At 68.9% G+C, this 23,869-nt stretch carries 19 protein-coding genes and 3 pseudogenes; 6 read left to right on the top strand and 16 right to left on the bottom strand.

Features of this window, described 5'->3' with window-relative positions; translation table 11 throughout:
- The first annotated feature begins 14 nt into the window (after positions 1-14).
- Positions 15-794 (top strand): sirohydrochlorin chelatase, encoded by a 780-nt coding sequence (locus P0Y33_RS00345; protein WP_279528591.1) that lies wholly within the window; start codon positions 15-17, stop codon positions 792-794.
- Complete coding sequence (locus P0Y33_RS00340; RefSeq protein WP_279528590.1) at positions 791-1,363, top strand: DUF1802 family protein; 573 nt, start codon at positions 791-793, stop codon at positions 1,361-1,363. Before P0Y33_RS00345 ends, P0Y33_RS00340 begins: the two co-directional genes overlap by 4 nt.
- Here the strand turns inward: P0Y33_RS00340 and P0Y33_RS00335 are convergent.
- From P0Y33_RS00335 to cobN, 3 genes are read right to left on the bottom strand one after another with little or no spacing between them, the layout of a single operon-like run.
- Entirely contained in the window at positions 1,360-2,112 is a 753-nt protein-coding gene (locus P0Y33_RS00335) for a cobalt-precorrin-7 (C(5))-methyltransferase (RefSeq protein ID WP_279528589.1), read from the bottom strand. The genes P0Y33_RS00340 and P0Y33_RS00335 overlap by 4 nt on opposite strands.
- On the bottom strand, positions 2,109-2,795 hold the full coding sequence (locus tag P0Y33_RS00330; protein WP_279528588.1) for a precorrin-8X methylmutase: 687 nt from the start codon (positions 2,793-2,795) through the stop codon (positions 2,109-2,111). The genes P0Y33_RS00335 and P0Y33_RS00330 overlap by 4 nt, the downstream gene beginning before the upstream one ends.
- Positions 2,788-6,723: a cobaltochelatase subunit CobN gene (cobN, locus tag P0Y33_RS00325; protein WP_279528587.1), complete on the bottom strand. Its 3,936-nt coding sequence runs from the start codon at positions 6,721-6,723 to the stop codon at positions 2,788-2,790. Before cobN ends, P0Y33_RS00330 begins: the two co-directional genes overlap by 8 nt.
- A 34-nt stretch (positions 6,724-6,757) precedes the next feature.
- On the opposite strand from cobN, the gene P0Y33_RS00320 reads away from it, so the two are divergent.
- The 3 genes from P0Y33_RS00320 (at position 6,758) to katG (ending at position 12,105) form a co-directional block, all read left to right on the top strand.
- Positions 6,758-8,911: a VWA domain-containing protein gene (locus P0Y33_RS00320; protein ID WP_279528586.1), complete on the top strand. Its 2,154-nt coding sequence runs from the start codon at positions 6,758-6,760 to the stop codon at positions 8,909-8,911.
- Positions 8,911-9,621 (top strand): HoxN/HupN/NixA family nickel/cobalt transporter, encoded by a 711-nt coding sequence (locus P0Y33_RS00315; protein WP_279528585.1) that lies wholly within the window; start codon positions 8,911-8,913, stop codon positions 9,619-9,621. Before P0Y33_RS00320 ends, P0Y33_RS00315 begins: the two co-directional genes overlap by 1 nt.
- 321 nt (positions 9,622-9,942) lie before the next feature.
- Positions 9,943-12,105 carry a catalase/peroxidase HPI gene (katG, locus tag P0Y33_RS00310; RefSeq protein WP_279528584.1) on the top strand — a complete coding sequence of 721 codons (2,163 nt, stop codon included), beginning with the start codon at positions 9,943-9,945 and terminating at the stop codon, positions 12,103-12,105.
- Between the two features lie 114 nt (positions 12,106-12,219).
- Here katG and P0Y33_RS00305 read toward each other — a convergent pair whose 3' ends face one another.
- From P0Y33_RS00305 to P0Y33_RS00245, 13 genes and pseudogenes are all read right to left on the bottom strand, one after another.
- The gene (locus tag P0Y33_RS00305) at positions 12,220-13,422 is read right to left on the bottom strand and encodes an outer membrane protein assembly factor BamB family protein (RefSeq protein WP_279528583.1); all 1,203 of its coding nucleotides are present in this window, start codon (positions 13,420-13,422) and stop codon (positions 12,220-12,222) included.
- Entirely contained in the window at positions 13,415-13,786 is a 372-nt protein-coding gene (locus tag P0Y33_RS00300; protein WP_279528582.1) for a DUF3209 family protein, read from the bottom strand. Before P0Y33_RS00300 ends, P0Y33_RS00305 begins: the two co-directional genes overlap by 8 nt.
- Positions 13,787-13,791: 5 nt before the next feature.
- A pseudogene (locus P0Y33_RS00295) lies at positions 13,792-15,026 on the bottom strand (CbiX/SirB N-terminal domain-containing protein).
- A 3-nt stretch (positions 15,027-15,029) separates the two neighbouring features.
- Entirely contained in the window at positions 15,030-15,704 is a 675-nt protein-coding gene (locus tag P0Y33_RS00290) for a cobalamin biosynthesis protein (protein ID WP_279528581.1), read from the bottom strand.
- A complete protein-coding gene (locus P0Y33_RS00285; protein WP_279530136.1) occupies positions 15,701-15,988 on the bottom strand; it encodes a ferredoxin in 288 nt (95 codons plus the stop codon). The genes P0Y33_RS00290 and P0Y33_RS00285 overlap by 4 nt, the downstream gene beginning before the upstream one ends.
- Positions 15,989-15,994: 6 nt before the next feature.
- A pseudogene (gene cobJ, locus P0Y33_RS00280) lies at positions 15,995-16,981 on the bottom strand (precorrin-3B C(17)-methyltransferase); the annotation flags it as partial.
- Positions 16,982-16,990: 9 nt separating this feature from the next.
- Positions 16,991-17,851: a precorrin-3B C(17)-methyltransferase gene (locus P0Y33_RS00275; protein WP_279528580.1), complete on the bottom strand. Its 861-nt coding sequence runs from the start codon at positions 17,849-17,851 to the stop codon at positions 16,991-16,993.
- A pseudogene (gene cbiG, locus P0Y33_RS00270) lies at positions 17,848-18,826 on the bottom strand (cobalt-precorrin 5A hydrolase). The gene P0Y33_RS00275 and the pseudogene cbiG overlap by 4 nt, the downstream one beginning before the upstream one ends.
- Before the next feature lie 2 nt (positions 18,827-18,828).
- The gene (locus tag P0Y33_RS00265; RefSeq protein ID WP_328518023.1) at positions 18,829-19,719 is read right to left on the bottom strand and encodes a cobalt-precorrin-4/precorrin-4 C(11)-methyltransferase; all 891 of its coding nucleotides are present in this window, start codon (positions 19,717-19,719) and stop codon (positions 18,829-18,831) included.
- Complete coding sequence (locus tag P0Y33_RS00260; protein WP_279528579.1) at positions 19,712-20,443, bottom strand: cobalt-factor II C(20)-methyltransferase; 732 nt, start codon at positions 20,441-20,443, stop codon at positions 19,712-19,714. Before P0Y33_RS00260 ends, P0Y33_RS00265 begins: the two co-directional genes overlap by 8 nt.
- On the bottom strand, positions 20,440-21,015 hold the full coding sequence (cbiT, locus tag P0Y33_RS00255; RefSeq protein WP_279528578.1) for a precorrin-6Y C5,15-methyltransferase (decarboxylating) subunit CbiT: 576 nt from the start codon (positions 21,013-21,015) through the stop codon (positions 20,440-20,442). The genes P0Y33_RS00260 and cbiT overlap by 4 nt, the downstream gene beginning before the upstream one ends.
- 168 nt (positions 21,016-21,183) lie before the next feature.
- Positions 21,184-22,617: a VIT1/CCC1 transporter family protein gene (locus P0Y33_RS00250; RefSeq protein ID WP_279528577.1), complete on the bottom strand. Its 1,434-nt coding sequence runs from the start codon at positions 22,615-22,617 to the stop codon at positions 21,184-21,186.
- A 4-nt stretch (positions 22,618-22,621) separates the two neighbouring features.
- Positions 22,622-23,365, bottom strand: coding sequence for an ABC transporter ATP-binding protein (locus P0Y33_RS00245; protein ID WP_279528576.1), 744 nt, complete (start codon positions 23,363-23,365; stop codon positions 22,622-22,624).
- Between the two features lie 104 nt (positions 23,366-23,469).
- Between P0Y33_RS00245 and P0Y33_RS00240 the strand changes: the two genes are divergently transcribed.
- Positions 23,470-23,865 carry a nuclear transport factor 2 family protein gene (locus P0Y33_RS00240; protein ID WP_279528575.1) on the top strand — a complete coding sequence of 132 codons (396 nt, stop codon included), beginning with the start codon at positions 23,470-23,472 and terminating at the stop codon, positions 23,863-23,865.
- The last annotated feature ends 4 nt before the right edge of the window (positions 23,866-23,869 follow it).

The raw sequence follows: 23,869 nt of genomic DNA, 5'->3' as shown, positions 1-23,869 counted from the left end.
CCAAATTTACAACCATGACACGAGACGCCCTCGTCCTCCTCGGCCGAGACACGACGAACGCCCGTGAGACGCTCGACACCCACGCGCGACGCCTCCGCGAGCGCGGGGTCGCAGACGAGGTCCGTACGATTCACTACGAGTACGAACCCCAGCGAGACCTCCGGGACGGGCTCGCCGTCGTGGACGCGGCCGCCGACCGCGTGTTCGCAGTTCCGATGACTGTCGCGCACACCCGCGAGACGGCGACCGACGTTCCGGGTGCACTCTCGCGTCTCGACGCCGACGTCCGCTACTGCGAGCCAGTCGGTCGTAGCGCGGCGGTGACGACCGCACTCCGCGAGCGCGCGGTGTCGGCCTGGTCCGGGCCGGGTCACCCCGAGGCGCTCGCACTGGTCGCACTCGGGAGCAGTTCGCGGCCACACTACCGGCAGGTCGCCGACTACCACGCCGAGCGCCTCCGAGAACACCACGACGAGGTCACCACGGGCTACCTCGTCCAGAATCCCGCCGCCGAGTGTCTGCGCTACACCCTCGACGCCGACCGTGCCGTCGCCGTCCCGTTCTTCGTCACCGGCGGAGACGCTACCGAGCGCGACGTCCCCGAGCGACTCGAACTCGACCGCGGCGGCCTCGACTATGCCGCCCCGCTCGGTACACACCCGCGCGTCACGGACGCCGTCGAGGCCGCCCTCGCCGAACAACGAGTCCTCGCCGAGCGTGAGGACGAGACCACCTTCGAGCAGTCGCTGACCGCCGACGCCCCCGCCCTCGCCACCGACGGCAAGGGGCGATGAGCGGGCACGACGGTCCTCTCCCCGCGCTGAAGGAGCGGGCGGGCGTCGTCGCGGCGCTGGCCGACGGCAGACAGACGCTCCTCCTCCGCGACCCCGGCCTCAAACCGCAGGAGTACGCGGGCTGGTTCGCCCTCTACCCGGCCTTCTCCCACCAGTCACCCGACCGCTACTCGCCGGAGGCGCTCGACTACTACCGCGAGAACGCCGAGAAACCGGCCGACGGGATTCCGGTTCGGGCCGTCGCCCGCGTCGCCGACGAGTGGACCGCCCCCGCGTCGGTCGTTGAGGCCCTCGCCGAGCACTACGTCTACTCGCCGGCGGGTATCCGCGAGAAGTACGGCGTCGAGGACGAGCGCGACGAGGTGCGTGCCCTCCTGCTCCGCGTGGCCGAACTCCCGGCCGAGCGCGTCCTCGCCGAGCGGCCGGCCTACCGCGGCTGTCGCACGTGGATTTCGCTCGACGAGTCGGTCGACCTCGACCCGACCGAGGCCGTGCCGGTGCTCGACGACGAGTCGTTCGCGGCGAGGCGGGAGGGGGTCGAGACGGCGCTCGGCCGGGGTCGGCGCTAGGCGCGCTCCCGACGGACCGCCAGCACCGACAGGTCGGAGAAGGGCGTCTCCTCGCCGGCGTGGGCGGCGAGGTCACCGAGGCTGGTTCTGGTTATCTCCTCGTCGTCGTGGGTGAGGCGTTCGAGGACGAGCGCCATCAGGTCGGAATCGGCGCCCGCGTCGAGGAGTTCCTGGGCGACGTCGCCGGGCATCACGTCGAACGGTCGCGGGAGGACGAGCAGGTGGCGATCGCCGACGTGCTCGCGGAGTCGTTCGAGGTCGGCACTCAGGTCGCCGCTCTTGTGGAGCGTGACGAACTCGGTGTCCTCCATGGGCGTCCGGGCGCGACTGGTGGCGACCTGGAGCGAGGAGATGCCCGGTATCACGCGCACCGGGCGGTCGACGGCTTTCTCGACTTTCCCGAGGAACTGGTAGCCCGAGTGGTTCGGGTCGCCCATCAGGACGGCGGTGCCGCGCTCGCCGGCGGCGACCCGGTCGGCGAAGCGCTCCAGGGTCTCCCCCTCGTCGCGGTAGCCACAGGTCAGCAAGTCCGCCTCCGTCTCGCAGACGACGAAGTCGACCACCGTCTCGAAGCCGACGACGACGTCGGCCTCCTCGATGGCCCGCCGGCCGCGCGGTGTCAGGTACTCCGGGTTGCCGGGGCCGATACCGACGGCGTGGACTCGGTTCTCGTGGCTCGGCTCCTCGGGTGCGCGCGCGGCGTAGTCGGCCGGGTCCGCCCCCGAGTCGAGGTCGTAGTCGTCGTTCACAGCTCTACGTCCCCCGAGCGGACGTCGCTCGCCACGTGGACGAGTTCGTTCGTCAGACCGGCGGCGAGGCCGCTCCCGCCGCGCCGCCCGACGTTCGTGACTGCGGGGACGCCGTGTTCGGCGGCCACCTCACGGAGGCGCTTTCGGCTCTCCGCGGCCTTCACGAAGCCGACGGGCGTTGCGACGACGACGGCGGGCCGGGTCCCCTCCTCGATGCAGTCGGCGAGTGCGAGCGCGGCGGTGGGCGCGTTGCCGACCACCGCGATGGCGCCGTCGTAGACGCCGCGCTTGTCGAGTTCGAGGACCGAGGCGGCCGTCCGCGTCATCCCCGTCTCGGCGGCGAGTTCGGCGCTGTTCCCGATGGCCTTGCGCACCTCGCAGTCGTGGCCGCGGCCGGTGATGCCCGACTTGACCATCGTGATGTCCGTGACGATGGGGGCTTCGTCGAGGACGGCGCGGGCACCCGCGCGGACGAGTTCGGAGTCGTCCGCGCCGGTGAAGCGCATCAGGTGCTGGAACTCGGGGTCGCCGGTCGCGTGGACCGACTTCTGTCGGAGGCGGTCGGCAAGCGTCTCGTCGGGGACGAGTTCGCGCACGCGGTCCATGCTCGTCTCTGCGATATCCATCGCGTTCTCGGTGGTCGCGCCGAGGTCCGCGTACGCCTCGAAGTCCCGTTCAGTCATCGCTGGGCACCTCCTCGGTGGCGTCGGCATCGCTACTCCCGGTTTCACCGCTCGTCTCGTCGCGGTTCTCGTTCCGCTCCGAACCGCGCGTCGCCCGCGCTTCGAGGTCGCCCTCCACTTGGAGGTTCAGGTCGCGCAGGCGTTCTTCGGTCTCGTCGTCGGCGTCCCAGAGGTCGCGCTCGATGGCTTCGAGCAGCGTGTCGGTGATGGAGTCGAGCGCCCAGGGGTTGACGTCGCGCATCCACTCCTGGCGCGCCTCGTCGAAGGCGAACTTCTCGGCGACGTCGTCCCAGAGAGTGTCGGAGACGACCCCCGTAGTGGCGTCCCACCCGAGGACGACGTCGACGGTCGAGGAGAGGTCGCCCGCGCCCTTGTAGCCGTGTTCCTCCATGGAGTCGAGCCACTCGGGGTTGAGGACGCGCGCCCGCATCGACTTGCGTACCTTCTCCTCGTTCGTGTAGACGTCGACGTTGTCGGGGTCAGAGGAGTCGCCGACGTAGGAAGCGGGTTCTTCCCCCGCAGTCTCCGCGACGGCGGTGATGAAGCCGCCGTGGAAGGCGTACCAGTCCGAGGAGTCGAACTCGTCTTGCTCCATCGTGTCCTCGATTTTGACGGTGGCGTCGACGTTACCGAGGCGGCGCTCGAAGGCGTCGTGGGCCTCCGAGACGCGCCCGCGGGAGCCCATCGCGTAGCCGCCCCACTGGACGTACACTGCCGCGAGGTCCGAGCGGTCGTCCCAGTTGCCCTCGTCGACGGCCTTGTTTGTCCCCGCGCCATACCCACCGGGTCGGGTCGTGAACACGCGGTGTTTGGCCGCCTTCTCGGGGTTCTCGACGCCCTGTGCGTCGAGTTCTTCGGCTTCCTCCTCGACGTGCTTCTTCACGTAGTTCATCTCGTGGGGTTCGTCGAGGTCGACCACCGCGTCGACGGCGTCGTGGATCACGCCCGCGGCCTGCGGGAAGGCGTCGCGGAACAGCCCCGAAACGCGGGTCGTCACGTCGATTCGTGGGCGACCGAGGTCGTCGAGCGGGATGGGTTCGACGTCGTCGATGCGGCCGGCGTCGGTCCACACGGGTCGAACGCCCATCAGGCTGAGCACCTGTGCGATGGTCTCGCCGCGGGTGCGGACGGTCGGAGTGCCCCACGCGACCACACCGACTTCTTCCGGGTACTCGCTCTCGTCGGCGTGGTGGCGTTCGGCGACGCCGTCGGCTACCTCTTTGCCGACGTCCCACGCCGTCTTCGCGGGCACCTTCCGCGGGTCGAGCGTGTAGAAGTTCCGCCCAGTGGGGAGGAGGTCGACGCCGCCGCGGGTGGGTGCGCCGCTCCCGCCGGGTTCCACGTACTCGCCGTTCAGCGCGTCGGCGGTCTGTGGGATTTCGGTCTCGGCGTCGAACACCTTCGGTGCAGCCTCCTCGCAGATGAATCGGAGCACCTCGCGAAGGTCGTCGTGGGCACCGGACTGTGCCCGCGCGTCGCCCAGCGTGTCGATGTCGACTACGAGGAGGTTCATGTTCACCTCGTCGTCCGGGCCGCCCTCGACCTCGGAAGCGGCCAGGTCGAAGCCGTAATCGGCGAGCGTCTCGACGAGTTCGACACTCGTCTCGTACACCTCGTCGGCGGCCTCAGCGTATGTCATCTCCAATTCCTCGTCGTACGTACCGGGTTCGCCGAGCATCGTCTGGTAGTCGACGCCGAGCACGCCCGCGACGCTCTCGCGCAGGGAGGGCGCGCCGGGGTTCTCGAGGCGCGTGAGTGCGACGAGGTACTCGACGAGGCGCTCCCCCGCTGGGGGTTCGCCCATCGTGTGCAGGCCGAGGCGAATCTGCGTAGTCTTCACGTCCGTCACGTACTCGTGGACGCGCTCGACCAGTTCGTCGACGTCTACCTCGTCGCCCTCGACTGCGCCTTCGGCGAGCGTCGAACCGGCCTCGTCGGGGCCGCGGACGTCGGCTTTCTCCGAAATGTTCCCGGAGACGCCGAGTTCGACGGCCAAATCGAGGTCGTCGACGGCCTCGCGGATGCGGTCGGCGAGGTGTTCCTCGCCCTCGGCACCGGCACCGGTGCCCGCCTCCCGGTAGCGAGAGGCGAGTTCTTCGAGTTCGGCGAGTTCGTCGTAGGTTCCCGCGTTGCTCATCACGGGTGTCAGGTAGTCGACGACGGCCGCGTAGGAGCGCCGCTTCGCCTGTGTCCCCTCTCCGGGGTTGTTGATGATGTAGGGGTAGACGTTCGGCAGGTCGGAGACGAGCGCGTCGGGGGCGCTCTCCGAATCGAGGCCCATCGTCTTGCCGGGGAGCCACTCCAGACTCCCGTGGGTGCCGAGGTGGACGACCGCGTCGGCGTCGAAATCGTTCCGGAGCCAGGCGTAGAAGGCGTAGTAGTCGTGGGGCGGCTGGAGGTCGGAGTCGTGGTACACCTTCTCCGGGTCCATCCCGAATCCGCGAGGCGGCTGGACCGTGACGAGCACGTTGCCGAACTCCACCCCGGGGATGGCGAACAGCCGCTCGGGCGGGTCGCCCCACTCCTCGACGACGTTCTCGCGGAAGTCGGTGTCGGCCTCGTTCCACCACGCGTCGTACTCGCCCTGCGAGACGACGTCGACGCTGCGCTCGCGGACGTCTTCGGGCGCGACCCAGCGGTCGTCGAGGGTGAGCTGGCTCGTCAGGTCGTCGACGAGCGACTGGCCGTCGGCGGGTCGCTCACCACCCAGGTTGTAGCCTCTGTCCCCGAGTTCGTCGAGGAGGTTGACCGTGCTCTCGGGCGTGTCGAGGCCGAACGCGGTGCCGATGCCGTCGTCGCTCGGCGGGTAGTTGTGGAGGACCACCGCCACGTTCTTCTCCGAATTGTCGAGGTGCCGCAGGCGTGCCCAGTTGACGGCGAGGCTGGCGGCGTGCTCGACGCGCTCGTTCATCGGGAAGTGCTGTTTCGGCGCGGAGCCGATACCCGCCGTGTCGTCGGTGCGCTCTTTCCCCGAGATGGGGTGAGTGATGACGTTTCCGTCGAACTCGGGGAGCGCGACGGAGAGTGCGAGTTCGAAGCCCATCACGCCCGTGTCGTTCGACTCGTAGCGCGACCGGGAGCGCATCGTCGTGATGGTCTGGAGGACCGGCACGCCGAGTCGGTCGAGGAAGACGTCCTCGGCGCTCTGTCCCTCGTCGTCGGCCGAGCGGCCGCGCTCGTCCATCGAGAGCGAGAACATGAAGGAGGAACAGATGGCGTCGACCACGGGTTCGCCGTCTTCGAGGAGCCACGTGTCGGTGACCCACTCGGCGTCCTCCTGCTCTTCGGTGTCCGTCGCCGGGTTACAGAAGATCGGGAGGGCGTCGGCCCCCTCGTCCTCCAGCGCGCGGACCATCGCGTCCACGTAGCGGGTGTTCTCGTGGGTCCAGTGGGACTCGTAGAACCAGACCGCCACCGTGGGAGTGTCGGGGTCGAAGGTCGCGCGCAACTCCTCGTAGGAGGCACCCGGGTGGTCCGGGTGGTAGACGCCCTCCGTGGGGAGCGCGACCGGGTCGTCGTACTCCCGGCGCTCGGTCGAGTAGCGGTCGACGAGGAAGCGCACGCAGTTGGCGAGGTTCGCCGTCCCCCCGCGCTCGAGGTAGTCGTAGACCGTCTCGCGGTCCTCGTCGCCGACCGTCGTGTCCTCGACGGCGTAGGCGTCGCCCGTGGACTTCACCACGAGCGGCACGCCCGCCTCGGCGAGGCGGTCGGTCGCCCGGTCGTAGCCGGGCATACTGTCCTCCGCGCCGTGCAACCAGAACACGGCCGCGGTGGCGTCCTCGGCGGCGTCGACGAACGACTCCACGTCCGTCTCGTCGTCCAGGTCGCTCTCCGAGCGGACGACGAGGTCGGCGTCGACACGCTCGGCGGCGGCCTGGATGCCACCCAGTTCGTTCTCCGTCGCGGTGTACAGGGCAACCGTAGGCATAATTCTATTAAACCTCTGTTGTGCTATTGCAAGTATGGTTGATTTACCTGAAGGCAAAAAGGTGTCGACGGCCTCGCGGGCGTCGACGCCGTTCCCCGCCGTCGTCGGGCAGGGCGGGTTGAAGGAGGCACTCCTCGCCGTCGGGGCGAACGACGCGCTCGACGGACTCCTCGTCCGCGGCGAGAAGGGGACGGCGAAGTCGACGGCGGCCCGCGCGTTGGCGGCGCTCCTTCCCGATCAGCGCGCCGTCACGGACTGTCCCTACGGCTGTCCGCCGGACGACACCGAAGCGCAGTGCTCGTCGTGTCGAGTGCGCGAGGACCCGCCCGTGGAGACGCGACCCGTCCCGTTCGTCACGCTCCCGCTGGGGGCGTCGCGGGAGCGCGTCGTCGGGTCGCTCTCCGTCGCGGACGCCCTCGCCGGCGACGCCGAGTTCAACCCAGGCTTACTCGCGCGGGCCAACCGGGGGTTCCTCTACGTGGACGAAGTGAACCTCCTCGACGACCACCTCGTCGACGTACTCCTCGACGCGGCCGCCTCGGGCGTCAACCGCGTCGAGACCGACGGCGTCTCGGTCACTCACCCCGCCGACTTCACGCTCGTCGGTACGATGAACCCCGAGGAGGGCGACTTGCGCCCACAGTTCCGCGACCGTTTCGACCTCCAGGTCGAGGTGACAGGAGCGACTGATCTCGACGACCGCGTCGAGATCCTCGAACGGGCACTCGACGGGTTCGACGCCGACTACACGGCCGAAACCGAGGCGGTTCGTGAACGCCTGCTCGATGCCCGCGACCTCCTGGTCGACGTCGATCTCCCCGACTCGCTGGCTCGCGAAATCGCCGACCTCTGTCGCGACGCGGGCGTGGAGGGCCACCGCGCCGACATCGCGACGGCACGCGCCGCCCGGACGCTCGCTGCTCTCGACGGGCGCCCCACGGTCGTGGAGTCGGACGTCCGCCACGCCGCCGAACTCGCGCTCCCCCACCGTCTCCAGTCCCGCCCCTTCGAGGACGCCCCCGACCCCGAGGACGTCGTCGACAACCAGTTCGAAGACGGGGACGCCGGTGAGAGTGAGGAAAATGCAGACGCGGAGACGGACGGAGACGCTGACGACTCTGAGACTGGCGACGAACCGGCAGACAGTGGTGACGAGACCGGCGACAAAACTGACGACGAACCTTCCGACGGTGGTGACGGCGACGGAAGCGAGGACTCGGGCGTCGGTCCGGAACCGCGCCCCGGGAGCGGCGGATCGGGTACTGGCGACGCCGAATCCGAGACGGGAAACGAACCCGGTGACGATGGGCCGGAGGACGACACCGGCGGAGACGGTGAGACGACCGGCGACGAGGGAGAGGAAGGTGTCCCGCTCGTGCCCGGCCAGCCGCGAGCAGAGACGGTCGAGACCGGTGCGGGCGCCGCGCCCGAGGTCGGCACGCCCGACGCCGAACGCGGAGCCGGCGGGTCCGGTCGGGCGACGGCGACACCGAGTGCGGGAGGGCGTGGCGCCCGCGTTCGAACGGAGTCCACAGACGCGACTACGGACCGTGTCGACGCCGCCGCCTCCGTCCGCGCGGCCGCCGCTCGTGGGAGCGACCGAGTCGAGTCTCGCGACCTGCGGCGGTCGGTCCGGACCGGTGAGCAGTCGGCACTCGTCGTCTTCGCCGTCGACGCTAGTGCGTCGATGCGTGGGCCGATGCGCGCCGCCAAGGGCGTCGCCCTGGACCTGCTGCGCGACGCCTACGAGCAACGTGACGCGGTGTCGGTAGTCACGTTCGCGGGCGACGATGCCGACGTGGTGCTCCCACCGACCGAGAGCGTCGACCTCGCTGCTCGGCACCTGAAGTCGCTTCCGACCGGTGATCGGACGCCACTTCCCGCGGGTCTCCGTGCCGCCACCGACGTGTTGGCCCGGGCCGATCCCGAGGCGGCGGTCGTCGTGCTCGTGACCGATGGAAAGGCCAACGCCGGCACCGACACGCCCACTGCGGACACCTGGGACGCGGCCCGCCGCCTCGCGGCGCGTGGCGCGCGTGTCCTCGTCGTCGACGCCGGTAGCGGCGGCCGGACGAGCCTCGTCGGCGACGTCGTCGAAGCGACCGGCGGCGAGCGGATTCCTCTCGACGCCCTGACGCCCGAACGGGTGGCTGGTGCGGTCCGCGAGGCGACGGGAGGTGAGCGGTGATGGCAGCCGGTGGGACGACGGCGGGCGTCCTCGTCGCCGCGGCCGTACTGGGAGTCACTCACGGCTTCGAGCCAGACCACGCCGCCGGCATCTCGGCGCTCACCAGCGATACCGACGGGTGGCGTCACGCTGCGTTCGTCGGCGGGAGCTTCGCCGTCGGCCACGTGGTCGTCGTCCTCGCGTGGGTTGCGCTCCTCACCCTCGTCGGACGGACCGCGACCGCCGCACCGGCGGGTATCGACACCGCCGGCACGCTACTCGCCGGGTCCGTTCTCGTGGCCGTCGCACTGTTGCTCGCGGCCACCGGAACACGGCGACTCCGCGGACTGCCAGCCCGTCCGACAGCGTCCGGTACGTCCGGCCCGGTGTCGAGGACACTCGCCTACGCGCACGACCACCTCCACGCACACGACCACCAGACCCGGACGGACTACCTCCGGACCAGCGTCGTCGGCTCGCTGTTCGCGCTCTCGCCGCCAGTGAGCATGCTCGCGCTCGTCTCGGCCGTGCTCCCAACGTCCGGGATGGACGCGACCGGCCTCGCTATCGTCGCCTACGCCGTCGTCCTCACCGCGACGATGGGGTTCGTCGGGACCGGACTCGGCGGCGTCTTCTCGCTCGCACGCGGCCGCAGTCGCCGGGTCCACGCCGCCGTCGAACTCGCGTCGAGCGCCGTCGTCCTCGCGTTCGCCGTCTCCCTCTTCGCGTAGGATTCACGGCACAGTCCGAATCTTTTGCGAATCCGACACCGAACTTCGTGTGTTCCGAGTCGGCGTCACCGTCGCCGCCGTCGTCGGCCGGGCGACCGTGTCCGTCACCGGAGTCGAGGGACTACGGACACGCCCGAATTCTTTCAAAACCGAAGGAATACTTTTCGATAGAAGAAGTCGCACTGACGCAGGAGAAGAATATCTTTATGTGGGAGCCGATTCACCGCTCCAGTAGGTACTGCTAGCAATGTCTGACTACTCCCCAAAACATCGGACGACCGAACCGGTCGCGAACGATGGGCTCTCGACGGTGATTCGACGATGACTTGGTCCAACCAGGACTGGTGGCCGAACCTGCTGCGACTGGACATCCTCGACGACAACGCCACGGACCTCAGTCCGTACGGCGAAGACTTCGACTACGCCGAGGAGTTCCAGGAACTCGACCTCGACGAGGTGAAGGCGGACATCGAAGAGGTCATGACGACCTCGGAGGACTGGTGGCCGGCGGACTACGGACACTACGGCCCGCTGTTCATCCGGATGGCGTGGCACAGCGCCGGGACGTACCGTACCGCCGACGGTCGCGCCGGCGCGTCCGGCGGTCTTCAGCGTCTCCCGCCGGAGAGCAGTTGGCCGGACAACGTGAACCTCGACAAGGCTCGCCGCCTGCTCCAGCCGGTCAAGCAGAAGTACGGCCACAAGCTCTCGTGGGGCGACCTGATCGTGCTCGCCGGGAACGTCGCTCTCGAGTCGATGGGCTTCGAGACGTTCGGCTTCGCCGGCGGCCGCGAGGACGAGTTCAAGTCCAACGAGGCTATCGAGTGGGGTCCCGAGGAGGACTGGGAGACGACCTCGCCCGAGCGCTTCGAGGACGAAGAGGTGGGCAACCTCAAGGACCCGCTCGCGAACACCGTGATGGGCCTCATCTACGTGAACCCCGAGGGCCCGTACGGCGAACCGGACGTCGAAGGCTCGGCGAAGAACATCCGCGAGGAGTTCGAACGCATGGCGATGAACGACGAGGAGACGGTCGCCCTCATCGCCGGCGGCCACACCTTCGGGAAGGTCCACGGTGCCGACGACCCCGAGGAACACGTTGGTGCCGAACCCGAGGCGGCCCCCATCGAAGAGCAGGGTCTCGGTTGGGCGCAGGAGCACGGTGACAAGATCGGCGGTCTTGAGGCCATCACCAGCGGTATCGAGGGCCCCTGGACCGACGCGCCGACCCAGTGGGATATGGGTTACATCAACAACCTGCTGGAGCACGATTGGACCTCCGTCAAGGGTCCCGGCGGCGCGTGGCAGTGGGAGCCGGTCGGTGACGACATCGAGGAAGCGCCGGGCCCGCACAAACCCGAGGAGACCGAGCAGCCGATGATGCTGACGACGGACGTCGCCCTGAAGCACGACGACGACTACCGGGAGGTCCTGGAGCGCTTCCAGGAGAACCCTGACGAGTTCCAGGAGGCGTTCGCGAAGGCGTGGTACAAGCTCATCCACCGCGACATGGGCCCGCCCGAGCGGCTCCTCGGCCCGGAGGTCCCCGACGAGACGTTCGTCTGGCAGGACCCCCTCCCGGACGCCGACTACGACCTCGTCGGCGAGGAAGAGGTCGCCGACCTCAAAGCGGACATTCTCGACTCGGACCTGACCGTCTCCCAGCTAGTCAAGACTGCCTGGGCGTCGGCCTCGACGTACCGTGACAGCGACAAGCGCGGCGGTGCGAACGGCGCCCGCATCCGCCTCGAACCGCAGCAGAGCTGGGAAGTGAACGAGCCCGAAGAGCTGGAGACGGTCCTCTCGACCTACGAGGACATCCAGGAGGACTTCAACAGCTCGCGCGAGGACGACACGCGCGTCTCGCTCGCCGACCTCATCGTGCTGGGCGGCCACGCGGCCGTCGAGCAGGCCGCCGCCGACGCCGGCTACGACGTCGAGGTTCCGTTCGAGCCGGGCCGCACGGACGCCACCCAGGAGCAGACCGACGTCGAGTCCTTCGAGGTCCTCGAACCGAAGGTCGACGCCTTCCGGAACTACCTCGGTGGCGACTACGACGACCTCTACGACTCCCTCGAGGAGCGGATGGTCGACAAGGCCGACCTCCTGAACCTGACTGTGCCCGAGATGACGGTGCTCCTCGGCGGGATGCGCACACTCGGCGCGACCTACCAGGACACCGACCGCGGCGTCTTCACCGACGAACCGGGGACGCTGACCAACGACTTCTTCGTGACCCTGCTCGACATGGACTACGAGTGGGAAGCGGTCGACGACGACGGGGAAGTCTTCGAACTCCGCGACCGCGACACTGGTGAACCCGAGTGGGAGGCCACCCGCTTCGACCTCATCTACGGGTCCAACGCCCGCCTCCGTGCCGTCGCGGACGTCTACGCCGCCGACGACGCCGAGGAGAAGTTCGTGAACGACTTCGTCGACGCCTGGAGCAAGGTCATGACGCTCGACCGCTTCGACCTCGAGTAGGTCGGCTACGACGTCTCTCTTCTTTCTCCTTCGCCGTGGTCGAACGGCACGTCTCGGGCGTCGAGTCGGCCGCTCTTCGCGCCCGTCGAAACAGTTGAACAGTTGTACAACTGTTCAATTGACCCGCCGAACGAGGAGTCGATACTCCCCGTGCACCGCGCCGTCGTCGTGGTAGGCGACCGGTTCCTCGACGGCCGCCAGTCGGTCACTGTCGAGCGCCACGGCGGTCGCGACGCCCGTTGTATCGACCGTCCCCTCCACACCTGTCCCCACGCCGTAGCTGTCGACGCCGTGGCGACCGGCGTCCCGCTCGCGGAAGTGTTGGGCGACCGGAACGGCGACAGTATCTCCGTCGGCGGCGATTTCGTGGCTGAATCCGCCCACGTCGGCAGTCCACCGGCGTTCGCCACCCGAATCGACACCGACAGCCGTGTGTTCGTTCGGGTGACGAGCGTCCGTCTCGCGGCCGTCCTCGGGGTAGGTGTTTCCTGTGACGAACACCGCACCCGCGTCGGTCGCGTGGACGTGGTTCGGGTAGGCGTACACCCTCTCGTCCCCCCGCTCGACAGGTCGACCGAGGTCGAGCGACCAGCGAACTCCTCCCGAATCGAGCGCGTAGCCACGGTAGTCGGCGTGACTCACCACGATCATACCGGACTCGACGAGTGAGACGTCGCCAACCCGCCGCTGGCCGTCGCCTGGCGGGTCCCATCGCCGTCGAACGTCGCCGGTCTCGGCGTCGAGGACGAGAAGTCCGTCCTGGTGGTCGCCGGGACAGCGGTTGTACGCGACGGCCACCCGTCCGTCGCGCGCGTCCAGCGAGATGGGAGAGGCGTCGGTTCGGTAGCGCCACACCTCTTCTCCCGAGGTATCGAACGCGTAGACGACACTCTCGAAGGTCCAGCTTCCCCCGTCGCCGCGCTCGTAGCGGCGGGCGGCGACGTAGGCGCGCTCGCCGTCCACGACCGCGTCGACGACGAACGGCAGGAAGAAGCGGGTGTCCCGTTGGGGGTCGCCAACCTCGTCGGCGGTGCTGCGGCCCCACCGGAGGGTGCCCGTCTCGTCGTCGTAGTATCGTACTTCGCCGTCCGCGCCGCGCTCGCCCGCGAGGACGCCGTCGGCGAACGGGACGAGCGTGACGACACTCCCCTCGAAGCCGGGGACGCGCCACTGCTCTTCGAGGTCGGCGTCGAAGCCGACGAGGCTGCCGTCCGCCAGTCCGACGATCACCTGGTCGTCGACGGCGCAGACGGCCGACCGGCGGCCGAGTTGTCGCGAACCGGCGGGGTCGACGTCGCCGAGGTTCGCGTCAGCCATCGGCCGGGAAGGCGTCGTGGAGGGAGTGGTGGGTCTCGCCGAGGTCGTCGAGGAACGTCTCACCGTGGTCGGCGATGCGCGCCAGCGAACGCTCGGCGTCGCGGACGGCGACGAGACGACCCCGGAGGTAGTCGTAGTCCGGGTCGGACTCGTCGGCCGTCGCCACCTCCTCTTCGAGGTCGACGAGCGCGGCGTCGAGGTGTCGCTGGAGTGCCGAGAACGACTGGGCGTTCGCGAGTCCCTCGATGGGACCGCTCAGGTGACCTTCCAGTTCTTTCTCGGCGTGTTCGCGGGCGCTCCGGTCTTCCGTGCCGAGGACGTTCATCAGACCGAGTCGTAGGGCTTCGAGTTCGTGACAGCTCATGAGTACTACAGCAGTTGGGAGTCGAGGTCGGAGACGATGCGCTCGCGGTCGAGGTGCGAGGTGACGATGCGTTCGGCGTCGTCGGCGTCGACGCGCTGGTACCAGACTCCGTCGGGGTAGACGGCGACGTTCGGGCCGTCGCCACACTGTCCGAGACAGGAGGTGCGAGTGACTCGAGCGTCACACTCCTCGGAGTCGCGAACTTGCTGTCTGAGACGTTCGAGGACGGCCGGCGCGCCGTCGGCCGCGCAGGTCTGGTTCGTGCAGACGGCGACGTGTTTCGCGGGGGCGTCGTGCGTGTGGGGGTCGTCCGCGACGTCCTCGCGGTCGGCGTGGGCCTCCTGATGGGTGAGCGCCCGGAGCATCGCCTTCGCACCGCCGACGTCCGACTCGTAGCCGTCGAGTTCCACCTTGTACTTGCAGGTGTCACACGACATCTCGACGCTGTCCGTGCGGGCCTCCTGCCAGCGGTCGCCGAGAACGTCCAACAGGCGAGCGTCGGTGCCGAGCGGGTCGCCACAGGCGGCGTCGACGTAGGGATATTCCTCGTCGAACTCGGCGGCGCCATCGCGGATGCGGCCCGTGAGGACGCCGTCGCCGAGCATGTAAGGCACGACGACCACGCCGTCGGGACGGTGTTTGGCGACGTCGTGGAGCGTCTCGTCGAGCGTCGGTTCGGTGACGCCGACGAAGGTCGCCTCCACCCGCGAGAACCCCGCCCCTCGTAGAGCAGGCGGGCGAGTTTGTGGACGTCGGCGTTCGCGTCGGGGTCGCTCGACCCGCGGGCGCAGAGCACCACCGCCACGTCGTCCTCCTCTCTGGTGACGCCGAGGTCCTCTTCGACGGCGGTGGCGCGGTCGCCCAGCAGATCGACGATGGCCGGGTGGACGCCGAGGTGCGAGCCGTTCTCGAGGGTCACGTTGGGGTGGTCGGCGCGGGCCTGCTGGAGTGCCGTGGGCACGTCGTTTTTCACGTGGCTCGCCGCGAACAGCGAGAGGTGAACGACCGAAATGGTCGAGACTGAGGGGGCGAGACCGGCGATGGCGTCCGGGATAGTGGGTTCGGCGAGTTCGAGGAAGCCCGCGTCGACGGGGACGCCGAGGCGGTCTTCGAGTCCGGCGGCGAGGTCGCGCACCTGTTCGTTCGACTTCTCGCGGCGCGAGCCGTGTCCGACCAGCAGGATGGCTTCGTCTTCCAGCGCGCCGGTGCTCGCGTCCGTCGTGGGTCCGGTTCGACTCACAGGCTACCACCGCGACTTGGTTTCGGCCTGTTCGAGGCTCTTGCGGAGCTTTCGCCGCCGCGATGGCGCGAACAGCCCCGACTCCTCGCTCTCCTCGTAGAGCCACGGGCCGACCGTGGGGACGGCCGCGTCGTCGACACCGAACCAGTAGCCCGAAGAGGCCTTGTCGAGGTCGTTCGTCGGCGCGTCGACGGGGAGGTCCCCGAGGAGGGTCTGGATCCGTTCTAACAGGCGCTCGTCCTCGTGGACGAACGAGAGACCGACGGTCCCGGTCGAGGACTTGAAGCAGACGGTGCCACACGCCTCGATGAGACCCCGGAGGAGTTGGCGTTCGTGGCCGGCGAAGGCGTCGAAGCGGTAGCCGCCGGCCTCGCCGTCGAGCGGGAGGCCGAACGCGGCGGCCGCCCGCCGCGAGACGTCGCCGAACACCTGCACCGTGTACTCGTCCTGCCGGCGCGTGACGGTGGTGTCGTGGGCGTAGTCGCGTTCGGCGATGCGGTGGTCGACCTGCGCGCCGCCTGCGATGGCCGCGAGGCGGTCGGCCGCGATTTCGTCGCCGGTCGTGAGCGAGATGCAGGACTCACGGAGTTCGCCGCTCCCGGCGACGTGGCCCCAGAAGTAGGCCGTCTCGGGGTGCGCGGCGAGCAAGGTGTCCGGGGTGTCGACCTGGATGCTCACGGCGACACCTCCGGCTCCGTGTCCAGTTCCTCGACGCGGATCGCGTCGAACGGGCAGGCGGCCGCGGCCTGCTCGGCCTCGTCGACACGCTCGTCGTCGAACTCGCCGACGACCGTCTCCGCGTCCGTCTCGACGGTTCCGCTGTCGGCCCCCGCTGGCGGAGCGGGGTCGGCGTCGGGGTCGAGCGTCGCCAGCCCTTCGGCGTCCTCGACGAACCGGGGGTCGCGCGTCAGGCAGGCGAACACGCCGGTACAGGCGTCTCTGTCGATGGTGACTCGGTACATGGTCCAGTAGTCGTACTTGCTCTCGTAGCCACGGGGCGTGACCATCCGGCCGTCCCAGACGTACGTCTCCTCGTTGCCGACGACGATGGTCGTCGTCATGTCGACGAGGTCCGTCTCGCCGTACGCCTCCAGTTCGCCGAGTGTCGTGATCTCGACTGCCTCGTCGTCCCGGCTCGCGCCGTGGACGATACCCACCGGCGTGTCTTCGTCGCGGTGGGTGAGGAGGATCTCGCAGGCCTTCTGGAAGTTCTCGCGGCGCTTGCGGCTCCAGGGGTTGTAGATGGAGATGGTGAAGCTCTCGCCGGCGACCGCGTGGAGTCGCGACTCGATTTCGGGCATCGGCGTCAGGTGGTCGGAGAGTGAGACGCTCACCGAGTCGTTCACCAGCGGCGCGCCGAGGCGGGCGCCACAGGACTGCGCGGCCGGGACGCCCGGCACGACCTCGAAGTCGAGCATCGAGGCGGTCGCGCCCTTCGACTCGACGATTTCGAGTGCGAGACCCGCGAGCGCGTACACGTTGGGGTCGCCGCTCCCGATGATGGCGACGTCGTTGCCCGCGAGCGCGCGGTCGATGGCCTCCTCGGTCCGAGACACTTCCCCGCACATCGGGGTGTTGTACATGTCGTCGGCCTGCTCGATGATTTCGTCGGGCAGGAGTTCCGTGTAGGTGGTGTAGCCGACGATGTGCTCGGCGTCGAGGAGTTCCGCTTTCGCGCGCTGGGTCATCCCCTCGGGTTCGCCGGGGCCGAGGCCGACGGCCGTGAGGGACCCGGGGTCGCCCTCGAAGTCGTCGACGGTGGAGCCGACCTTCTCCTCGGTCTTCTTCTTCGTGGCGGACGAGGAGGCATCGCACTTGCTCTTCGAGGACTCACTCGACGTCGAAGCCCCGCACTTCGAACTCGACGTCGAACTGCTCGAACTCTGCGTGGTCTCACTCGCGCCGCACTTGCTGGTCGATTCGTCCGTCTCGGTCGTGGTGTCGTCAGTGCTCATCGTTGTGTGTCAGAAGTCGTCGACGTCACGCCCGCCGCGCGGGGTGACGAGGTGTTCGCCGTGGTCGTTCTCCCATACCTCCGTCTCGTGGGTGCCGACGAGGATGGACGCGCCCATTCCGCCGACCTTCTCGTCGTGCTCGGTGACTTCGCCGAGCGTCGTGATGGTGTGCGTCTCGCCGTCGACGTTACGTCCGGCGTCGCCGCGGCCCGCGTCGTTGACGATGGCGACCGGGACGTGGTCGGCCCGTTCTTCTCTGAGGACCTCGATGGCGCGCTCGTAGTCGCGCCAGCAGTTGTAGAGGAAGACGACGAAGCCGCTGATGGCCGCCGCACGGAGTTTCTCCTCGATTTCCTCCCACCCGCGCCACTTCTCGGAGAGCGAGATGGTGCAGAAGTCGTTCGAGAGCGGCGCGCCGAGGTTGGCGGCGCCGCCGAGGGCGGCCGTGACACCCGGTACGATCTCGATGGGGACGTCGTAGGCCTCGTCCTCCTCGGCCATCAGGTAGACGAGGTCGGACTTGCCGTACACGTTGGGGTCGCCCCCGGAGACGTGTGCGACGTCCTCGCCGTCGCGGACGCGCTCGAAGGCTTCGCGGGCGAGTTCGACCTGCCGGCCCATCGTCGAGCGGACTACCTCCTGGTCGGGGCGTTCTCCCGACCCTTCCGGCGGGAGCGTGCCGTCTCGCCGGAGGAACTCCTGGTAGAGGTTCGAGGCGACGACGCAGTCCGCGGTGCGGACGACGTCTTTCGCGCGCTGGGTCATCCCGCCGGGGAGACCGGGACCGATGCCGACGACGTAGAGCGTCCCGTAGTCGCTGGTGTCGACGGCCGCCGTGTCGTCGGCGTCGAGGTCCGTATCCGCGCTCATCGTCCCACCGCCACGGTCACAGCATCGTCGTAACGTTCCTTCTCGACGAGGAGTTCGTTCTCGCGGCCACCCGCGATGGCCGACGCCTCGGAGATGCCGGGCCACCCGATGAGTTCCTTCGACTTCGAGGGGGTCGGTCCCTCGTGGTCCTCCAACACCTCTCTCGAAGGAGACGACGCCGAGGCCGAGTTCGTCGGCGGCTGCGAGGAGGCCCTCCTCCTCTTCCTTGCGGGTGCCGGTGGCGACGAACTCCACGTCGTCGAGGTCGTAGTCGGTGTCGTCGAGCACGGACTCCCACGCGTCGAGGAACTGCGCTTTCGTCGCGCCGGAGACGCTCCCCGTCCCGAGGACGACGCCATCCTCCTCGTTTCGCTTGAGGACGGTCACGTCGTCGCCGACGAGGACGGCCTTCGGCCCGTCGAGGCGGGCGACGGGACCGAGTTCCTCATCGAGGACGGCGAGGTTGGTCGCGACGGTGGAGTCTCCGTTCACGACGTGGGCGTCGAGGCCCTTCGCGCGCTCCTCGACGCCCTGCTTGCCGGCCGCTTCGGAGGCGGTGGTCATCGCGGGGACGGCGCCCATCGAGGCGAGGTCGTCGGCGACCTGATTCGCGCCGTGGTGCCCGCCCGTGAGTGGGATGGCCCACGTGAGTTCCTCGTCGACGACGACGACGGCGGGGTCGTCCCACTTGTCGTCGAGCAGCGGGGCGGTCTTCCGCATCGCGATGCCCGAAGCCATCAGGCCCACGAAACAGTCGTACTCGCCCCAGTACTCGGCGAAGACGTCGCCGTGGTACTCCAGCACGTCGATGGACTCGTAGCGGTCGCCGATGCCGTCGACGATGTTCTCGGCGGTGTCCATCTTCCGCTCGAAGGCGACGATGGCGATGTCCTCGGCGACTTCCCCGTCGGAGTCGGGCGTCGAACAGTGCGACCCGGTGTCGGAATCGGTGTCGGTGTCTGTGTCGGTACTCATGGTCAGTCGTCTGCCTCCTGGGTCTCCGAACCGCGGTTCGCCCAATCGCCGTAGAGGTACGACCGCTCGTACCCCGTGCCGGCGCCGGCGTCGCCGATAATCACGAGCGCCGAGGCGCGGTAGCCCACCTCCTCGACTTTCTCACCGATGGTCGAGATGGTCCCCTCGATGATGTCCTCGTCTGGCCACGAGGCGTGGTAGACGACGGTTACTGGCGTCTCGGGGTCGTGGCCGTCGTCGAGCAAGCGGTCCATCACGTCGGGGATGGCGTGGGTCCCGAGGTAGATACAGGTCGTCACGTCGCCCATCTCGACGAAGTCGGAGATGTGGTCGTCCTCGGGGTCGAGGGTCTTCCCCTGCGGGCGGGTGAACGCGACGTGGTTGGCGGTGCCGTTCAGGGTGAGTTGCGTGCGGAGGGTCGCACTCGCGGCGAACGCAGAGGTGACGCCTGGAACGATGTAGGTGGGGACGCCTTCCTGTTCGAGCGCGTCCATCTGTTCGAGGGCGGCACCGTAGACAGCGGGGTCACCGCTGTGCAGACGGACGACGTGCCGTCCCGCCTCGTAGGCGTCGCGCATCAGCGGAATTAGCTCCTCCAGGTCCTTCCCGACCGAGGAGACGGTCTCCGCGTCGGCGCAGTACCGCTCCAGCAACTCGCTGTTGACCAGCGATCCCGCGTGCACGACGAGGTCGGCCGTCTCGACGAGTTCCTTCCCGGTCACGGTGAGGAGACCGGGGTCGCCCGGCCCTGCACCGACGAACGGAATCCCCTCTTGCACGTCGCCGGCAGTGTGTTCGTAGACGCGGGGGTCGCGCCCGCGTTCGCGCTCCGCGGAGGCGGCGTCGATGGCGTCCTGCGGGTCCGTCTCCGCTTCGGTCCCGTCGTCAGTCACCGGTGCTCACCTCCTCGTTGTCGACGTCGCTCTCGCCCGCGACCCCGTCGAACGCGGTGGGACGGTCTTTCTCTAGTCCCCGACGCTCGGCGTAGGCGAGCGTGTAGTAGTCCCGCTCGGCGACGTCTGCCGGGTTCGGGGTGACGAGCGTCTCGCCCTGCTCCATGAACAGGCGACGGCCGTAGGTCACGTCGTAGCCGGCCTCGACGAGTCCCTCGTGGGTAGCGGGCGCGTCGGTCACCTTGAAGAGGATTTGTCGGTCCGGTCCAATCGGGGACTTTCCGCCGGCGGCCTCGCGGAGGGCGAGGCCCGCACCCGCGTCGATTTCGACGCCGAGCGCCGTGGCGAAGGCGGTGACCGCGCTCACGCCTGGCACCACCTCCACGTCCACCTCGGGGTGGAACGCGTCGAGGATGCGCCGGAGGTGGCCGAACGTGGAGTAGACGTTCGGGTCGCCGAGCGTGACGAACGCGGCCGTCCCGTCGGCGGCGACGGGCGCGACTTCGCTGGCGGCCTCCTTCCACGCGTTCCGGAGTTTCTCCGGGTCGCGCGTCATCGGGAAGTCGAGGTCCCCGATAACGTCCGCCTCGACGTGGTCGAGCGCCACCGAGCGCGAGAGGCGGCCCGGCGAGTAGACGACGTCCGCTCCTTCGAGGATTCGCTTGCCGCGGACGGTCACGAGGTCGGACTCGCCGGGGCCGAGGCCGACGCCGTAGAGGGTCACTCGGCGTCACCTCCAGTCTCGTCTTCGTCGCCGTCGATGCCACCGACGAGCATGTAGACGGGGTTGTCCGAGTCGAAGGAGGTCGCGCCTGCGAGTTCGTAGCCGTGGCTCACCTGGAACTGGACGACCTCGTCGAGCAGGTCGCGCTCGCGGAACGCCTCGGTCGCCGCGCCCGCGACTTCGAGGCGGGAGACGTTCATCACCACGCGGTCGACGCCCGTCTCGGCGGCGTGGTCGAGGACCGCCTCGTAGTTTCGGCTACCGCCGAGGAAGAGCGCGTCGGCGTCGTCGGGCAGCCCCTCGGGCGCCTCGGCGTTACGCAACTCCACTTGTGCTTCGACGCCGTTCGCGTCGAGGTTCTGTTGGGTGACTGCCAGTCGGTCCTCCTTCCGTTCGAGTGCAGTGACTCGCTCCGCGTCCCGCGCCGCCTCGACCGTGACGGCGCCCGTACAGGAGCCGACCTCGACGAAGTGGTCGTCGGGACCGAGCGCGAGTTTCTCACGGAGGACGGCCCGTACTTCCGGTTTCGTCGGGCCGGCTTTCGCGTCGTGTGGGAGTCGTGTCCGCGACATCAGCGAGTACAACGAGAGTGGGACACAAAACAATTTGGATTGAATTAGGTAAAGTGTAGTTTTGTATCCGGCTAGTGTCCGCTGACTCGTCACGGTGGCTGGATCGATACGGTCGGTGCGCCGCGTCGGCCGGTCAGTCGTCCGACCGTCCGGAAGAACTAGACCCCCTCACCCCGACCGGTACGTCTCGGCCCACCGCCCGGCGGCGCGACCGGAGAGCCAGACGCCGAGTGCGCCCAGTGCGACCGACGCGAGGGCGGTCACGGCCGCCGTCCCGAGTGTGAGGCTCCGCGGGGCGAGCACGAAGCCGACGAGGAGCAGCGGGATCAGCGGGACGGCGACGCCGACGAAGAAGGCGAGGAAGCGGGCGGTGTCGAAGAGGAATTCGTTGGGCGAGAAGCCCGCGACGAACACGGTGAGCCCGTAGAAGTAGAGTGAGCACCCGGCCAGCACGACGGCACCGAGGAGGGCGTCGAGAGGTGTCGTCGGGAAGACGGCGAGCGCGGCGAGGTAGGCGAGCAGGGCCGTGGGCGCGCCGAGGACGACGAAGGCGACGCGCTTCGCCCGGAAGACGTCGGCCACCGAGACCGGGAGCAGGAGGTACTCGGCGACGCTGTCGAACTGCGTCAGCCAGTTGTAGGTGGTGAACGCACTCAGCGCGAGCACGCCGCCGAAGAAGACGCCGGTCGCGGGTTGGAGTCCGACGATGGAGTGGACGAGGTCGACGAGGAATGCGACGAGCGCGAAGAGGAGACCGACCGAGACGAACGGTTTGGCGTACCCGCCGCTCGACCGGCCGACGTCGAGGAGCGTCTTGGTGACCAGCCCCTTCGTCTCGGCCGGGAGTCGGCGCTCGACCGCGCGGAAGCGGTCGGTCCTAGTGCGTGCCGGTCGACGGTGCGTCGGGTCGTAGCCCCGGAGTGCGACGCCGCCGACGAAGACGACGGCGACGACGACGCCGAGCGCGGCGAGTGGCCCGTCGTCGAAGACGACGAGCGTGTCCCAGACGGGAGCGAGTAGACCGAGAGTGCCGAGCACGACGGCGGCGAGACCGGCGAGCACCCCGATAGCCCACCCGGGGACGCCGCGCGTCCAGACGGCGATGGCGCCGACCGTGGCGACCATCCCGGCCGCGAAGACGACGGAGAGAGAGATCCACAGCCACGGGACGGCCGCAATCGAGAAGACGCCCAGCGCGGCCAGCGGCGCGAAGCCGAGCGCGATGGGGAGGACGAACAGGACGGCGTAGTAGCCGGCGTCCTTGACGAGGAAGAGACCGAGCAACTCCCGCCGCGAGACCGGGAGCGTGCGCGACGAGGACAGGAGGAGCGTCACGTCGCCGAGGACGCGCTCGATGAGTTCGGTCCCGACGAGTCCCGCGGTCCCGGTGTAGAGACCGAAGCCGAGAACGAGCGCGTGGACACCGAGACGGAGCGTCCCGACGTCCGTCCCGCCGAGGAACGCGCCGACGACCGCGCCCGCCGCGAGGACGGCGACGAGTAACGGGAAGGGCGCGAATCGACGCCCACCGAACAGTCGGGCGTGGAGACGCCACTCCTCGCGGACTAACTCGACGAACAGCGTGCGGGTGGCTCGACTCATCGACTCACCCCTCCAGCACCGGCGTGTCGCGCGACCCCGCCGACTCGACCTCCTCGAAGAAGACGTCGAGCAGCGACTCCTCACCGAGTTCGTCGGCCGACCGTTCGGCGACGAGCGTCCCGTTGGTGACGATACCGACGCGCGTACAGATGTCCTCGGCGACCTCGACGTTGTGCGTCGAGACGAGGACGGCGTTCCCCCGCTCCGCGTACTCGACGAGGAAGCGTTTCACGCGCTCCTGGACGATGGGGTCGAGGTTCGCCAGCGGTTCGTCGATGAACACCGCGTCGGGTTCGTGGAGGAAGGCCTGCGTCACCATCACTTTCTGCTGTTGTCCGCGCGAGAGGTCCGCACAGAGCGTGTCGACCTTCGCCGTGTAGCCGAGGCGTTCGGCCCACGTCTCGGCGCGCTCGGCGACGGTGTCGTCGTCGAGACCGCGGACGCGCCCCACGAAGTCGAAGTACTCCCGTGGGGTGAGGAAACTCGGCGGCGAGAGTTGTTCGGGGAGGATGCCGACCCGCGCTCGCGTCTCGACCGGTTCCTCGGTCGGGTCCGTCCCGAGGACCGCCGCGCTCCCCGAGTCGGGGCGGAGTTGGCCGGTGAGTACCTCCATCGTCGTCGTCTTCCCGGCCCCGTTCGGGCCGAGGAAGCCGTAGAGTTCGCCGCGCTCGACCTCGACCGACATCCCGTCGAGTGCCCGCACGTCACCGTACGTCTTCCGGAGATCCGTCGCGGAGATAGCCGTCATTCACCCGCCACTTCCCGGGGCCGGCGCAAAACGGTGGCGGGCGACTCACCGACCGAGTCGTCCCCGAGGCCAGATTTATGGCCCGGCTCGCCGTCGACTCTGCTATGTCAGCGGCAGACGTCCGCGCGATTCAGCGCCTCAAGCACGAGTACTGTTTCACCATCGACGGCGGCCGCTACGAGGAGTGGGCCTCGCTGTTCACCGAGGACGGCCGGTTCGTCCGCGACAACGGCGACGTCTACGAGGGCCACGACGAACTCTACGCCTTCGCGAGCGAGGGGTTCGACGAGGCGTTCGCGCAGTCGGCCCACGTCGTGACCAACCCCCTGATCGAGGTCGCCGGGGACGAGGCCGTCGGCGAGTGGTACCTCGTGCTCTTCCACGAGACGCCCGACGGCGAGAGCGGGTGGACGCAGGCGAAGTACGAGGACGAGTACCGGAAGGTAGACGGCGAGTGGCGCGTCGCCGAGTCGAAGGTTAGCTACGGCGTACGAGGCTGAACGC

The sequence above is a fragment of the Halospeciosus flavus genome, assembly GCF_029814175.1.
In the GTDB taxonomy this organism is placed as follows: domain Archaea; phylum Halobacteriota; class Halobacteria; order Halobacteriales; family Halobacteriaceae; genus Halospeciosus; species Halospeciosus flavus.
This window is presented reverse-complemented; position numbering and strand designations above follow the sequence as displayed.